Raw genomic sequence first — 14490 nt, forward strand, 5'->3', positions numbered from 1 at the left:
CAGGCTATTCATTTGCTAAAAGGTCAGTTTGGGTAATTCATTTTCCAGGTACGTTAGCCACTGCTGCTTTGTCTTTACGTGCGGGTTTTTGGTCCAGCCTGCGCCCACGTAGTACGTAATGGGCTGACCGGCTTTGACGTTGACCAGCACGAACTGTTCGTTTTTGTGCGTTGCAAACCGGCTGATAAGGGCGGGGTTGGCGATGATGCTGGTGCCCAACTCTCCATTGGCAGGCAGGTATGATTCCCAGACCGTAAGCAAGCCGGTTTTGGGATCGGTCAAGATTTCGGGTTTGTTGGCATAGGAAATGCCGATGCCGACCGTGATTGGCCCTTTATGATCTGTCTCGAATGTGCTGACGACTTTGAAAAAGTTCGTGCCCATTTTCATGCTGATCACCTTGCGTTCCGACACCATAAATTGCCCCGCCGGGCCGCCGTCCACTTTCCAGGGGTCGAAAACCAGCTCGAACGCGATTTCGTCGGGGGTGTTTTTCAGGATTTTATGCGTCGCGTAGGGCTGTGAAATGTAGGGCTTATCGTTCGACCAGATGGCCGTTCCGCCGTTGCCCCGCCCGAAACCGACGTGAAAAAAGTCGCAGCCCTCGCCCCGGTCGATGTGGTATTCCAGCCCCTCGGCGTTCAGGCTGTACCACTTGTCGGCAATGGGATAGTCAACGGATTTTGTCCAGACATCGATACCGCTACTAACCCGGTCTTTCACGGGTGGACCATACACGCGGAAGGCTACGCGGTCGTTTTCCCAGAGGATATTGCCGTTGGCTTCGGGCCTGTAGCGAACATACGTCTGCGGTTTGCGAAGCGAGGCTTCGTTGGTCACGAAATAGCCCGCCGTTGGCGCGTCAACGGTGATGATACCCAGTTTGGCGGCTTGCGTAAAAGCCAGAACAGCCGGGCCAAATGCGTGCTGATCGTTGAATTTCCAGCCCTGCTTTTTGTAATCGGCTTTGGTTCCTTTTCCCGGACACAGGCAACTGCCGCAGGTATGGCTTACCGATCCGTCGTCGCCGATATAGGCCATGTAGCCGCTCAGGCCCTTTTTGAAGGCGGGCAGATACGATTGATCGAGCACTTTTTTCTCGATGGCAATACCGATGGCATACAGCATCAGTCCACTGCCCGACGTTTCCACATACGACGACGTATCGGTCATTTCCTGGTGCCACAACCCGTTTTTGTTCTGATGGCTGAGTACCGCCGTAAAGAATGACTTCGCCAGTGCGTTGACGGCTTTTTTCTGCGGGTGCGAATCGGGCAAGTCGCGGACCAACGAAGCCAGCCCGAACGCGCCCCAGCCGTTGCCCCGGCTCCAGTTGTCCTGCGAAATCACGCCCTTCCCCTGAAAACCCCTACCCTGATGGAGCAGGCCGTTGGCATCCTGAAGAACCCTGAATAGCTCCAGCGTTTCAAACACCGCTTTGTCCACGTATTCGGGTTTATTGAGCGCCAACCCGCTGTAAAGCAAGTAAGGCGTTACGGCAAAAGCCATGTCGATAAACACCTGATCGAGACTGTCTTTGGCCCAGTTGGCGGTCAGGATTCCCTCGGCAGAACGCTTCTGTTCACTGACCATCTTCTCCGCAAAGCGGGCTACCTGATCAGTCAGCGCGGGCGACTTTTTCAGGTACGTTAGGTAAGCGGCCCCGCTGCCTCCGGCCTTGTAGCTGATAAAACTCCCCCGCCCGTCGATCTTGCCACTGTTGAACTGCGCGAATAGCTCAAGCGCCCGGCTCAGGGTTTTGGGGTCTTTTTGAACGATGCTCAACTCCGCCATGCCGTGCATCAGCAAACTGCCAGGGTACAACCCCATATCGATGGTAGCCAGCCCCTTGTTCAGCACCCGCTCGGCCACGGTCAGCGTAGCGACCCGCTTGTCCGCTTCCGGTTGAGCAAACAGCAGATTACTCATCAGAACGAATAGAAAGAGAAGCTTGCTGTTCATGGATGTTTAGAGTCTAAAAATTGATTTATCAGCGATCAATACGGGCGAATCGTAAACGGGTACGTTGCTGAAGGTGTAGGTTGTACCCGTTTTCTGCCAGCTTCCTTTCGGGATTTCGTAGATGTGCCCCGTCAGCAGATCGACCCAGACGGGGGTATCGAAATTTCCGTCGCTGATGGTGATGTCGATGGGTGTGGTCGTGAACAGGTTCGTGGGCGTTTTGCTGTCTAACCAAACGGCGACCAACTGCTTTTTTCCCGCTTTTTGCTTGTATCCGAATAAAGAAGTCGACTCTCTAGCGGTTGTTGTCGCGTTGAAACCGGGAATTAGTTCGAGCCGGTTGTCGAACACACTGGCCAGATTCTGCACCGCGTAGTAAGCGACTTTCGGGCGAATGACGGTCTTGTCAAGGTCCGACTGAATCAGGCCTTTCATGTTCAGCACCGGCGTGTCGCCCGCATACCGGATGTCGATGATGGTGAACACCGACGTTTCAATGTCGCGCCCCAGATCGCCGAGCAACCGGCGCATATCGTACTTGGCCTGCGAATATTCGGTCCAGTAGTACTTGTCGAGGGCGTAGCTGGGGATGTAGCCGGAAGGCGCTCCGTTTTCGCCCTGCCGGAGCAGGAGGTTGGGCGCGTATTTGGCCAGTTGCCGTTTGAATGAGGCCACGCCTATGTACGATTGTTCGGGCCGGAAGGCGTAACTGTGGTACGATACCCAGGTGAACAAATCCAGTTTTTTCCGGTCGGCAAATACGGTCAAGGCCCGGTTCAGGTACGTTGTGTCGGTATGGGTAGCGAGGGCCAGGGCTGCAATTTTGGCCTCCGGCTGAATGCGTTTGATGATCTCGCCCGTCCGGATGTTTAGCTCGGCGGTTGTTTCGGGCGAATTTTTCTGCATCGGATGGTCGGGCTCATTCCAGATTTCCCACTCCTTCACCCGGTCTTTGTAGCGGGTGACCAGCGCCGTGACCCAGCGGCCGTAAGCCGCGAAGCCTTCGGGTGAAGTCGGCATACTGTTGAGCAGACCCCGCCCGCCACCGCCTTCATAAATCGGATTGCCGTACGAGGTTTCGAGCCAGGGGTCAATCTTGTTGGCAACGGCAAAGTCGATGATCTCGTCGAGCCACGTCCAGTCGTATACCCCTTTCACTTTCTCACACTTGGCCCATCCCGCCTGCAACCGGATTTTCTTGACGCCCAGCGGAGGCAGGTACGCTTTATACCCGTTGAAATCGGTAAAATCGCGGTCGAGCGTTTCGCAGCCCACCGTAATGCGCGACGATTCGATGGCCGATGTCGAGCGCGGCTTCAGCGTACCGATGCGTTTAAATTCGACCGACAACGGCGTTTTAACCCGCTCGGTTGAGGTATCGATAAACTGGGCAGATGCGGTGCCTGAAAGGAGCAGTAAGTAGGCGAACAGGAGATTTTTCATGTGTTTGTAGAGACGCATCCTTGCGTCTCCCGTGCGTCAGCAATTTGTTTTTCGGCGTACCATCCGGCGGTGAGACCGGTCCGCCGGTGCGGCAAGGATGCGTCTCTACAGATGTACGGCCGATTTCTCGGCAATCAATACCGGGTAATCGGGTATGGGCATTTCAGAGAATGTCCACTCTTTACCGGATTGCCTGCGTTGATTCGCCGGGATTTCGTAGATTTTCCCGGTGATCAAATCCACAAAAACCGGACTCCTGAACTGGCCTTTCACCGTCACAGTGGTCGGCTTGGGTACGTAGGCTTCAGCGGGACGGGCTTCTTTGCTCCAGAGCGTAACGAGAGTGCCTCTGTTTCGCTTGTTGCGGTATGCAAACCCGTTCACCGTTTCCTGACTGATAGCTGGCTTAACGTCCGACAGCAATTCAATTTGGTCGTCGAACAGTGAGAATACGTGCTGGGCGGCTTTGTAGGAGAGCTTGGGTCGTTTGATGGTCTTGTCGGGATTGGTTTGCAACAGGCCTTTGGTGTTTACGCCAACCATGTGGTCGCCGGCCGCGTAGTGAATGTCGGAGATGGTAAACAGGTTAGTGGCGATGCCCCGTCCGTGGTCGCCCAGCATCCGTCGCAGGTCCCATTTAGCTTGCGTTAGCTCGCTCCAGTCCTGATCGCGCATAGCACCGATGGTAATTTCTTTGGGGGTCGACGGTGCCCCATTTTCACCCTGCATAAACACAACGCCCGGTTTATAACTCCAGACGAGTTTACGCATCTCTTCAATCCTTGGATACGAGGTATCGGGGTTATGCGCGTAGCCGTGGTAGGTCATTACATCGACCAAATCGAGCGCATTTTCCTTTTTGAGTGTCTCGTAAAAGTCCTTTACAAAGTCAAGCCGGGTCACGCTGGCCATACCGAGCGCAATCAGTCGAGCGTTGGGTTGGATAGCTTTAACCAATCGGGCTGTGCGGATATAAAACTCGCCGATTTCTTTACCCGTGTGCGATGGGTTGAGGTCAGGCTCGTTCCAGATTTCCCATTCCGGCACCTGATTTTTGTAGCGCGTTACGATGGCACGCACCCAGTTGTCCCAGGCCGCCAGGGCTTCGGGTGAGGTTGGGATGTGGCCCGCCAGCTTGGCTTCGCCCCCACCCTCGTAAATCGGGTTGCCATACGACAGTTCGACCCACGGCGCCACCCTTCGTGAAGCCGCATCGGGAATAACCACGTCGAGCCATTTCCAATCGTATACCCCTTTCGTTTTTTCACACTTGCTCCAGCCACCCTGCAACCGAATCCGTTTGGCTCCCAGTGGTCCCAAATACGACTTGTATGATTGGTAATCGGTGTAATCGCGGTCGAGTGTTTCGCCCCCGATGCTCCAGGTGCTCGATTTGATGGATTTGGCATCACGCGTTTTAAGTTGCCCTACAACCTTCCAATCAGGTTGTGCCAGAATGAGTTGAGGTAACAGAAGGCTGACGGCAAGAAACAGACGACGAAGCATAATGGTGTTTTAAGGTAGGTTATCAGTACTCATTCATTAGTTGTTTGACAAAAAAGGCCGCCAGGATTCCCCGCGTCGGCGGCCCGACGGCCTTTCCATTCCAACCTATGATTAATCAGTTTACTCAAATACGTATTGGTATTTATGGACAATCAAGCTCTCGTTTAGAATTGAATCCGATACGTGTTCAGTTGACGAGGGCTAAAACTCGTTTTCAGACTGGTACTAATAGGCTTCAGCACCTGCTCATTGGTTTCAATATGCGTGGTTTGCCAGGCCCGGCGGATTGGCAATGCCCAATTCAGCGTGGGTGTGGCGGCCGTTTTGTTCAGATTCCAGAACCGGGCAATCAGACCGTTGTTGATACCTTCTTCGCTCGGTTTTAATCCCCAGATCAGCAAGCCCGGAGCATCAGTTTTCAGCAGCGAGAATGTCGTTTCAGGATAAGTACCAGCATTACCCGTTACGGCTCCGGCTACGAGCGGATTCTGGTGTTCGAGCGAGAATTTCATGGCGGCAAGTGCGTCGAATGCACCCGAGTGAGTCGTCAGGGCAAAGTGGTAGCGGAGGTCTTTTACCCCATTCTGATTGTAGATACCCAGCCGGAGCGTGTCTTTTTTGCCGGACCCGTAGGTATCTACCTGCCCGCCAGCCAGTGCGTTCAACTGGGCCGACGTTTCCCAAAGCGAATCGGGCCGGGCCGCCGTTGCAGTGCTTTGACCCAGCTTGAAGAAACTGCAATCCTGATTCGAGATCGTGACCCCGTAAGTTGGTTCGGCGACGTCGGCAAAGTGGTTGAAGGTCTGGTAATCAAGTCGGGCATTCTGGCTGGCATAGTGGCCGCCACGAGTCTCCTTTTTCGCGGTTAGAATCGCCCCCAACTCTTCGTGGTTAGTCGTTGGCTTATCGAGGTTCAGCGAAAACGACCAGGCTTTCACATCCCCAAAATTGGCTTGCAGGCTGTCTTCAATATCGATCCGGTTGTTCCGAAACAGCGTTACCCGTACCGTATGAGCAATGGGGTCGTTTGAAACCGCTTTGAACGTGACCGATACGGGTCCTTTATTCTCCACCATTAGCTCATTACCCGCGTTGGGATTCTTGGTACCAATGTCGTTCAGCAATCGCCCATTGGTTTGCTTCACCAACTGACGGTTCGCTTTCCGGTCATAGAGTTCGCTGATGACACCCGACTTTTTCAGCCGAATCCGGTAGTAGTCGTTCTGAATAAACTCACCCGCTACCTCGGCCGCATCGGGCCGACGAGTTGGCGCTCCCTGCTGAATTTCATAGACCTTGTAGCCGACGGATGGTACGTTTTCGGCCCAGATTCGCACGAACGGTTTACCCCCCTTCTGAATCGGCTGGCTGACAACCTCGCGCTTTGTTTGTACATCAATAACCCGAACGGGTTGCTGACCAGCATAGGCAAAATCGGCTACGTCGTTTCGCGACCAGTTCAGGGGATTGAACACGTAAAAACGGGACGCCAACGTACCTGTCTGGCTACCTTTGATCTGCTGCCCCATCGCCAGCACCGCCCGGGTATAGAGCGAATCTACGTACCCGACAATCCGGTGGTGCAGTTTGGTTTGCCAATCGGCCCGCTCGCGTTTCGATACGGGGCCATCAGCCGTCCAGTCATGCTCCCAATACAGGCCATAGGCTTCCCAGGCCAGATCGCGGGCCGTTTTCAGGTCGCGGGCAAAAGTGCTGTCTTTGAGCGATACCAGAGCCGCCAACCCCTCCGCCGACCGTAGTTTTTCGGTGGCCCGGCGAATATGGGCGGTGGTTTCGTTCATCGAGACGGGGTACAAATCCCACTCGTTGCCATAACTCACCGACTCAGTCGGGAGCTTCGGGTAGGTACGTTCAACGTCGGCAAAGAAGTCTTCTTCGTTCGAGACACGTACCCGGCGAGTAGCCGTCGAGTACCGTTGGGCTGCGGTGGTAAAGGCGGGCGACACATAGGTATCTAGATCATCCCAGCCGTAGCCAAACGCACCCGCTACATTGAACGGATAAACCGAACGGGTCGAAACGGTATCGCACATCGTGGTCAGGTCGGCTATCACCTTACCCATATCGCCCACAATATCCGTTGGCACTTTCTCGCGCCGGGCTTCGGCGTAGCCGCCCAGTGTCCGACCGTTATAGATGGGTCGATTGTACCATTTCATGATGACGGACCGGCCATCCTGACCCATGTAGCGGTAAAGTTGGTTTCGGCGGTGGGCCAGACTTTCGTGGGATATTTTGCTCGCGCAGCCACAAACGCCCCGCCAACTGTATTTGGCCCCCGACCCCGCCCAGAGCGAACTCAGGCCGAGTGGCAGCGTCTGGTTTTCCATGCACACCGCCATTCTGAACCGTAAATTCCACTGCCGTTCCAATTGCCCGGCGTAATACATGCCCCGCAGTACTGCTTCGGTGGGTTGGCCCCCATACGTACTGACCAACCCATTGAGCGGACTGCTGATGTGCCCCGACCGAATGCGACCAATGAGCCGTTCGAACTGGGCCGGACTACGAAACTTCTGGTACGTTTTGAGCCAGTAACTGCCATCGCAATTGAAACGGGCCTGAAAATCATCGGGTAACTGTTGGGTCGAATCAATCTGCCGGAGGTAATAGTCGAGCATACGGACAAACACCGTGTCGTACTGCGCTTCGTTACCCGTCCACATATAGTCGGTATGGTCGTCGTTGGCCAGATACAGTCGTTTTACCGGCTGCGCGTTCAGCGTAACCGCCAGCAGCAACAACAAGACAACTCCCAGTAAGATGACGCTCAGTCGTGACATGGCTAATGGCTTAATAGCCTGTATTTTGTGTCAGCTTTTTGTTCAGATCGATTTCGCGCAGTGGAATCGGGTACAGTTTCTGATGGCTCAACACCTTCAGCCCTTTGGCAGTCAGAACCGTCATATACCGATCGGTACGCAGCAGATCGAACCAGCGGTGATTTTCGAAGGCCAGTTCAACCCGGCGTTCGTCTTCGAGCGCCAGCCGCATTGTCGCCTGGGTGAGGCCCGTTTTGTCGGCAAGGCCCGCCCGTTTCCGAACCTGATTCAGGAACGGCAGTGCGTCGGCTGTTTTGCCCTGTTCGTTGAGTGCTTCGGCATACATCAGCAATACATCGGCGTAGCGTAGTATCGGGAAATCGACGTCGGAGTCAGCGTTAAGTGCCCCCTGTTGCCGGAACTTCACCACGTACGCATCGGCCACATCACGACCCTGCGCGTTTTTGTAGGTCGTTAGCAACGACGCATCCTTGCGCACGTCACCCGCTTCGTAGGCTTTAACCAGATCGGCCGTGGGGCGATTGAATCCGCCACCACCGCCACCGCCCGTACCAAGCAAAACAGTCCCGGCGTTGAACGGTGCCCAGTTCGACCACATATCGGAGCCCTGCCCGATTTGTCCCGACAGGTACTGCACCGCAAAAATCACTTCGCGGTTGGCCGCAAACGAGGTTGTGTTGGCAAACACACTGGCATACGACGGCATCAGGTCGTGCGCCTTCGAATCGACAACCTCTTTTAGTTTGGCAGCTGCATTATCGTACTGTTTCAGGGTCAGGTACACCTTACCCAACAATGATTTTGCCGCCCAGCGGGACGCCCGGCCAGCTTCGGCGTTGGCAATCGTAGCGGGTAATTTCTCTTCGGCTGCTTTCAGGTCGTTCACAATGAGTTCGTACACCTGAGCCGCCGGGCTGCGGGGCAGGTCGTTGGCCCCGTAGGGCGAGCTAACCTCCGACGTAAGCAATTGAACATCACCAAAGAACCGAACCAGGTTGAAGTAGAACATGGCCCGCATAAACTTGGCCTCGCCCTCAAACCGGTCTTTACTCGCCTGCGGAATCGTGGTGGCAGGCAGGCGGTCCAGAATGGCATTGGTCCGGGCAATGCCCAGGTAATGCCCCGTCCAGGCAGCCCCGACGGTAGCGTTGGAGATCGTAATCAGGTAGTCGTCGATCTCGAAGATCGGGAGGTTTACCGGCTGACGCGTAACGCCCAGATCGGTGTTGTCGGTGATGATTTCGGACATCGAAAACAGGGCACCGCTTCCCCCGCCGTATAAGCCGGGGTTTTTCAGGGTCGCATACACCCCCACCACGGCGTTGTTGAAATCAGCCGTTGTTTTGTAGAAATTAACTTCGCTTCGTTCAGTAACCGGCACCTGCTCCAGGAATGACTCCTCACAGGCCGTCGATAACAGCGCCAGCAGAACCAAAGATATATACTTGATTTTCATCGTCTTGTGAAGATAAAGTGGTGGGTTAAAAACCGAGATTGATACCAAACGTGATGGTACGGGCCTGTGGGTACGTGCCAAAGTCGAGGCCAGCCGCCCGAACATCGTCGCCCGATCCGCTCACCTCCGGATCGAAGCCGTTATAGTTGGTGAAGGTGAACAGGTTCGTCGCCGTGGCATACACCCGCGCAGAGCCCAGACGCAGCCGATTCACGACAGACGTGGGTATGTTATAGCCGAGCGAGACATTGCGAATCCGCAGGAACGACCCATCGAACAAGTAGGCACTGCTAAACACCGTGTTGTTGTTCCGGCTTCCGCGGATAGCGCGGCCATACACGCCGTTGCCCGGTTGTGTAGGCGATACGTAGCGGTTGTCAAAAGCCTCCTGAATCTGGTTCTGAACGCCGGAGGTGTTGATCGAGAAAGTAGAGTTGAAAATCTTTTGCCCCACCATACCGTTAGTCAGCACGTCGAGCGTGAAGCCTTTGTACGAGAAATTGTTGTTAAAGCCGAAAAAGAAGTCGGGATGGGGACTGCCGATCACCGTCCGGTCGTTATCGTCGATCCGGCCATCGTTATTGATGTCTTCCCACTTGAAATCGCCCGCTTTGGCGAAGGGTTGTTTACCGTAGGTCGTCGCTTCTTCGTTGGTCTGGAACACGCCAATCATCCGCCGACCAAAGAAGCTTCCGATTGGGTCACCCACCTGCGTCACGGCGTATACCTGCCGGCCCAGTGCCGACGAGAATATTTTTTCGGTTTCGGCGCTCATCGCCAGCACCTTGTTCCGGTTGAAAGTAATGTTGAAATTGGTGGTCCACTTAAACGCCTTCACTGTATTTCGGGTGGTGAGCGCCAGTTCGATACCCCGGTTCTGCACTTCGCCCAGGTTGACGAGCGCACTCGTCAGTCCGGTTGCCGATGGGGTCTGAATGCTAAAGAGCATGTCGGTATTGCGCTTGTCGTAATAGTCGGCCGTGACGGCAACCCGGCTGTTGAGCAGACTAAAGTCAATGCCCAGGTCAAGCTGCTTCATCGATTCCCAACCCAGCAAACTGTTGGTGAACGACGACCGGCCGAGACCGGGGGCCAGCGCATTGCCCAGCACATAGTTGGCATCGCGCAGTTGGCCAATGGCCCGATAATCGCCAATAGCATTGTTACCGGTCAGGCCGTAGCTGGCGCGTAGCTTCAGGTCCGATACGAAGGTCAGCCCCTTCATAAAGTTTTCTTCCGATACCCGCCAGCCCACGGATGCCGAGGGGAACGTGCCCCAGCGGTTGTCGGCTCCAAACCGGGATGACCCATCGCGCCGAACAGTAGCTGTAAACAGGTATTTGTCGTTCAGCGAGTAGTTGACCCTGGCCAGATACGACAGCATCGTATGAACCGTTGTGCCCTCGCTACCCGCATTGACCGTACCCCCGTTGATATTGTCGATCAGGTTGTCGGGAAAGCGGGTGGCCTGCGCCTGAATGCTATTGGCGTAGGCATTCTGGGCGGTGAAACCAACCACGGCATCAACGGCGTGGCGACCCACCTGCTTTTTGTAGCTAAAGGTGTTCTCTGTGAGCCAGTTGGTGGCTTCGCTGTTGGTGGCGGTGGCGTTGGTCAGCACCGATACCGGGTTGTACGTGTTGGGATCGAACCGGCGGTTTTTCGAGTAGTTCAGGTCGGCCCCTACCGTCGACCTGAACTTCAAGCCGTTCAGGATTTCGTATTCGGCGTAGGCATTCCCAAACAGGCGGAACTGGGTGCCGTTGATCTGTAATTCATTCGCCAACTGCACCGGATGCGGATACGCAATGTCGCCTTCGGTGGGTTGGTAGGTGATGGTGTAATTGCCGTTGGCGTCATAAACAGGCACATACGGAGGCAATGACAAAGCCGCCTGCACCACCGCCCCGCCCGAGTGGCCAATGGCACTGACATCGTCGATTTTAGTGAAACTTGGCAGCATCGTTACACCCACCGTGAGTTTATCCGACAGTTTGCCATCCAGATTAAGCCGAAAACTGTAGCGCTCCAGACCGGAACTGATGATGATGCCTTTCTGGCTGAAATAACCGCCCGACAAGGCATACCGCAGCTTGTCGGTACCGCCCGATGCCGACACCTGGTAGTTTTGAATCGGGGCCGTGCGGAAAATAACGTCCTGCCAGTCCGTATCGGGAAGCTTAGACAGGTCGCCCTGGAGGATACTCGGAATCTGGTACGAATTGGGGCGAACAGAATTCGGGTCCGTTACCTTTCCCGTAGCCACGTTATCCAGATAGCCGTTGTTACGCCCTTCGGTGACGAACTGGGCAAAATCGCGGGTATTCAATAAATCCAGTTTTTTGGCTACCTGCTGAAAACCCGTGTACGCGTCCACTTCGATGCGTGCTTTACCCGCCTTTCCGCGCTTGGTTGTGATCATGATAACCCCGTTAGAGCCGCGCGATCCATAGATAGCCGTTGATGAGGCATCTTTCAGCACGTCGATACTCTCGATATCGTTGGGGTTGATGGTGTTAAGCGGGTTGCCAATGCCTGAGTTGGTCACCGGGTATCCGTCAATCACAAAGAGCGGTTCGTTTCCGCCTGAAATTGAGCCGATACCCCGAATCAGAATGTTGGTGTTGCCGCCGGGCGCACCGTTGCTCTGCGAAATCTGCAAGCCCGCTACCTGCCCCTGCAATGCCTGATCGACGCCCGAGACGGGTAACTTCTGAATATCTTTTGAACTCACCGAAGCAATGGCGCCCGTCAGATCTTTCTTTTCCTGGGTACCGTAGCCAACCACCACAACCTCGCCCAGCGTTTTATCGCCGGGTGTCAACTGGACATCAATCGTCGACCGGTTGGCAACGACTACTTCCTGGCTAAGGTACCCCACGTAGGATACAACCAGTACGGCATTACCGGCAGGCACCGATAGCCGGTAGATCCCCTCCGCGTTGGTTGTTGTACCGTTGGAGGAGCCTTTGAGCAATAGCGTCACGCCGGGTAATGACTGGCCGGTTTCATCGGTAACACGGCCGGTGACGGTCAGGGTAGTTTGGGCATGAGCTGTCAGAAAAACAGCCAGCCCCAGCATCAGCAGCAGCCAGGTTCTCTTTCGAATGCGGGAAGTAAAGTCAGAGTTCATAATGATTATTATTTGACAATAGTAAATAACAATTCTATAATGCAATACTATATCTTTTATCAATATCGAGCAATTATTTTCACTTATTTTTTATAAATCATAATTATTCCATGTTTTCAGGTATAAGTATTATTATAATTTTATCTCATTTTTCTTAATTACATTAGCTCATTTGCTACAAATAATCCAATTTCAACGAAATGCTCACGCTAGGCTGGGCGTCCAGCTTACCAGTCGTGTTATTTCGTATTTATCTGTTATACTTGCGTCTTACTACAACAATGATACACTATGAGTGTCGCTTCTCTTTTTGACCTAACGGGTAAGGTGGCCCTGGTAACGGGCTGCAAACGGGGTATTGGCCGAGCAATTGCCATAGGGCTGGCGGAGGCTGGGGCCGATATTATTGGCGTCTCTGCGTCACTCGAGACAAGCGGGAGTGAGGTAGAGCAGGCTATCAAAGCGCTGGGCCGGGAGTTCACCGGGTACCAATGTGATTTTAGTCAGCGGACATCGCTATATGCGTTCATTGACCAGATCCAGCGTGCGTTTCCCGTCATCGATATTCTGGTTAACAATGCCGGTACCATTCTGCGCAAGCCGGCCGCCGAGCACCCCGACGAGTATTGGGATACGGTCATTGAAACGAACCTGAATGCGCAGTTTGTGCTGAGCCGCGAACTGGGAAAAGGCATGCTCGAACGTGGCCAGGGTAAAATAATATTCACGGCTTCGCTACTGACGTTTCAGGGCGGCATCAACGTGCCGGGCTATGCAGCCAGCAAAGGTGCCGTGGGGAGTCTGGTGAAGGCGCTGGCTAATGAATGGGCAGGCAAAGGGGTAAACGTCAACGCCATTGCACCGGGTTACATTGCTACTGACAATACCGAAGCCCTGCGGGCCGACCCCGACCGCAGCCAAAGTATTTTATCCCGGATTCCGGCTGGGCGCTGGGGTGAGTCGGACGACTTTAAAGGGCCGGCTGTCTTTCTGGCATCCGCGGCCGCTGATTACGTTCATGGCACCATTTTGACAGTAGATGGTGGCTGGATGGGGCGTTAACTCCTTTCCATCCGAAAACGAAGCGAATCTGTCAGCCGTTACTTATCCGATTTTGCTTACATTCCGTTATGGTACTAGTCATTATTAAAGCGCTGGATGTGCTGGAGTACGTAGCCCGTGACCAAACCCGGCCGTCTACGCTTACCGAGATAGCCGAAGGGTTGCAGCTCAACCCGGCCACCTGTGCCAACATCCTGCAGACGCTGGTCTCCAAAAATTACCTCGAACATGTAGGGCGTAAAAAAGGCTACCGACTGGGTCCGATGGCTTTCAGCCTGACCAACAACGCCAACTACGAGCAGCAGTTGGTGTCGGCGTCGAAAGAGGTTATGGAAGCGCTGACGCTCGAGTTGAACGAAACCTCTATTCTGGGCGTCATTCGCAACAACAAGCGGTTCATTCTGCACCTGGTCAATAGTGATCAGGATTTGCAGGTTCGCAGCCGAACCGAACGAAACGTGTATGAAACGGCCAGTGGTCGGCTTTTGGTCGCCTTCATGCCCCCCCGTGAACTGGAAAGTCTGGTTAATCAAATTGGTTTACCGGCATCGGATGTCTGGGAAGAGGCCACTACGGCCGAGGGCCTGGCTTCCAGCCTGGCCAGTATCCGGCGTGATGAGCTGGCTGTTACCATTTCCAAAACGCATATCATCGGGCTGGCTGTCCCCATTCGTCGGGGCGACCTGGTCATCGCCAGTCTAAGTGTTTTTCTGCCTCAAGTGCGCTGCAACGCCCGCCGTCGGAAAGAGATAGAACAGGCCCTGCACCGGGCGGGTCGGGCAATCAGCCAGCAGCTGAATTAACCCTTACAGGGACTGGCTGAATAATACTTGTTAGCAATCTGAATAGCCCCTGCAGGGGGAGTTTGGGGAAGGTATCTGCTGACGTTAATCGGCTCGAATGGGCTGACTTTTCTACCCCCCAGGTCCGCGACGGCGGCCCGGCCTAAGAGGTTGTTTGGGGAAGGAATTGATGTGAATCCTACTAGCCCGAATCGCTACCTTTTTACCCCCAGCCCCCTAAAGGGGGAGTTAGCTCCGCCGAATGAGCTCCCCCTTTAGGGGGCTGGGGGGTAAAAAGGTAGCCCATCGAGCCGACTAAAGTCAGCAGATACCTTCCCCAAA

8 protein-coding genes are annotated in these 14490 nt (G+C 54.5%); 2 read left to right on the top strand and 6 right to left on the bottom strand.

From position 1 onward, the window contains the following. Positions 1-15: 15 nt before the first annotated feature. The 6 genes from EQG79_RS02230 to EQG79_RS02255 form a co-directional block, all read right to left on the bottom strand. The gene (locus EQG79_RS02230) at positions 16-1962 is read right to left on the bottom strand and encodes a DUF4861 family protein (RefSeq protein WP_129599650.1); all 1947 of its coding nucleotides are present in this window, start codon (positions 1960-1962) and stop codon (positions 16-18) included. A gap of 6 nt (positions 1963-1968) precedes the next feature. After that, positions 1969-3405 (bottom strand): GH39 family glycosyl hydrolase, encoded by a 1437-nt coding sequence (locus tag EQG79_RS02235; protein WP_240699249.1) that lies wholly within the window; start codon positions 3403-3405, stop codon positions 1969-1971. Between the two features lie 105 nt (positions 3406-3510). Next, a complete protein-coding gene (locus tag EQG79_RS02240) occupies positions 3511-4911 on the bottom strand; it encodes a GH39 family glycosyl hydrolase (RefSeq protein ID WP_129599657.1) in 1401 nt (466 codons plus the stop codon). 164 nt (positions 4912-5075) lie between these two features. Then, on the bottom strand, positions 5076-7715 hold the full coding sequence (locus tag EQG79_RS02245) for a glycosyl hydrolase-related protein (RefSeq protein ID WP_129599661.1): 2640 nt from the start codon (positions 7713-7715) through the stop codon (positions 5076-5078). A gap of 10 nt (positions 7716-7725) precedes the next feature. Further along, entirely contained in the window at positions 7726-9171 is a 1446-nt protein-coding gene (locus EQG79_RS02250; RefSeq protein ID WP_129599664.1) for a RagB/SusD family nutrient uptake outer membrane protein, read from the bottom strand. 25 nt (positions 9172-9196) lie between these two features. Next, the gene (locus EQG79_RS02255; RefSeq protein WP_240699250.1) at positions 9197-12304 is read right to left on the bottom strand and encodes a SusC/RagA family TonB-linked outer membrane protein; all 3108 of its coding nucleotides are present in this window, start codon (positions 12302-12304) and stop codon (positions 9197-9199) included. A 291-nt stretch (positions 12305-12595) separates the two neighbouring features. On the opposite strand from EQG79_RS02255, the gene EQG79_RS02260 reads away from it, so the two are divergent. Together EQG79_RS02260 and EQG79_RS02265 are read left to right on the top strand one after the other, a co-directional pair. After that, positions 12596-13366, top strand: coding sequence for an SDR family oxidoreductase (locus EQG79_RS02260; protein ID WP_077923128.1), 771 nt, complete (start codon positions 12596-12598; stop codon positions 13364-13366). A gap of 68 nt (positions 13367-13434) precedes the next feature. Beyond that, positions 13435-14169 (top strand): IclR family transcriptional regulator, encoded by a 735-nt coding sequence (locus tag EQG79_RS02265; protein ID WP_077923129.1) that lies wholly within the window; start codon positions 13435-13437, stop codon positions 14167-14169. Positions 14170-14490 lie beyond the last annotated feature (321 nt).

Source organism: Spirosoma sordidisoli (genome assembly GCF_004138325.1).
Taxonomy (GTDB): Bacteria; Bacteroidota; Bacteroidia; order Cytophagales; family Spirosomataceae; genus Spirosoma; species Spirosoma sordidisoli.

What these genes read in the sequence shown, in the direction of transcription:
- EQG79_RS02260 (WP_077923128.1), top strand. Translation starts at nt 12,596, where the DNA reads ATGAGTGTCGCTTCTCTTTTTGACCTAACGGGTAAGGTGGCCCTGGTA.
- EQG79_RS02250 (WP_129599664.1), bottom strand. Translation starts at nt 9,171, where the DNA reads ATGAAAATCAAGTATATATCTTTGGTTCTGCTGGCGCTGTTATCGACG.
- EQG79_RS02255 (WP_240699250.1), bottom strand. Translation starts at nt 12,304, where the DNA reads ATGAACTCTGACTTTACTTCCCGCATTCGAAAGAGAACCTGGCTGCTG.
- EQG79_RS02230 (WP_129599650.1), bottom strand. Translation starts at nt 1,962, where the DNA reads ATGAACAGCAAGCTTCTCTTTCTATTCGTTCTGATGAGTAATCTGCTG.
- EQG79_RS02265 (WP_077923129.1), top strand. Translation starts at nt 13,435, where the DNA reads ATGGTACTAGTCATTATTAAAGCGCTGGATGTGCTGGAGTACGTAGCC.
- EQG79_RS02240 (WP_129599657.1), bottom strand. Translation starts at nt 4,911, where the DNA reads ATGCTTCGTCGTCTGTTTCTTGCCGTCAGCCTTCTGTTACCTCAACTC.
- EQG79_RS02245 (WP_129599661.1), bottom strand. Translation starts at nt 7,715, where the DNA reads ATGTCACGACTGAGCGTCATCTTACTGGGAGTTGTCTTGTTGTTGCTG.
- EQG79_RS02235 (WP_240699249.1), bottom strand. Translation starts at nt 3,405, where the DNA reads ATGAAAAATCTCCTGTTCGCCTACTTACTGCTCCTTTCAGGCACCGCA.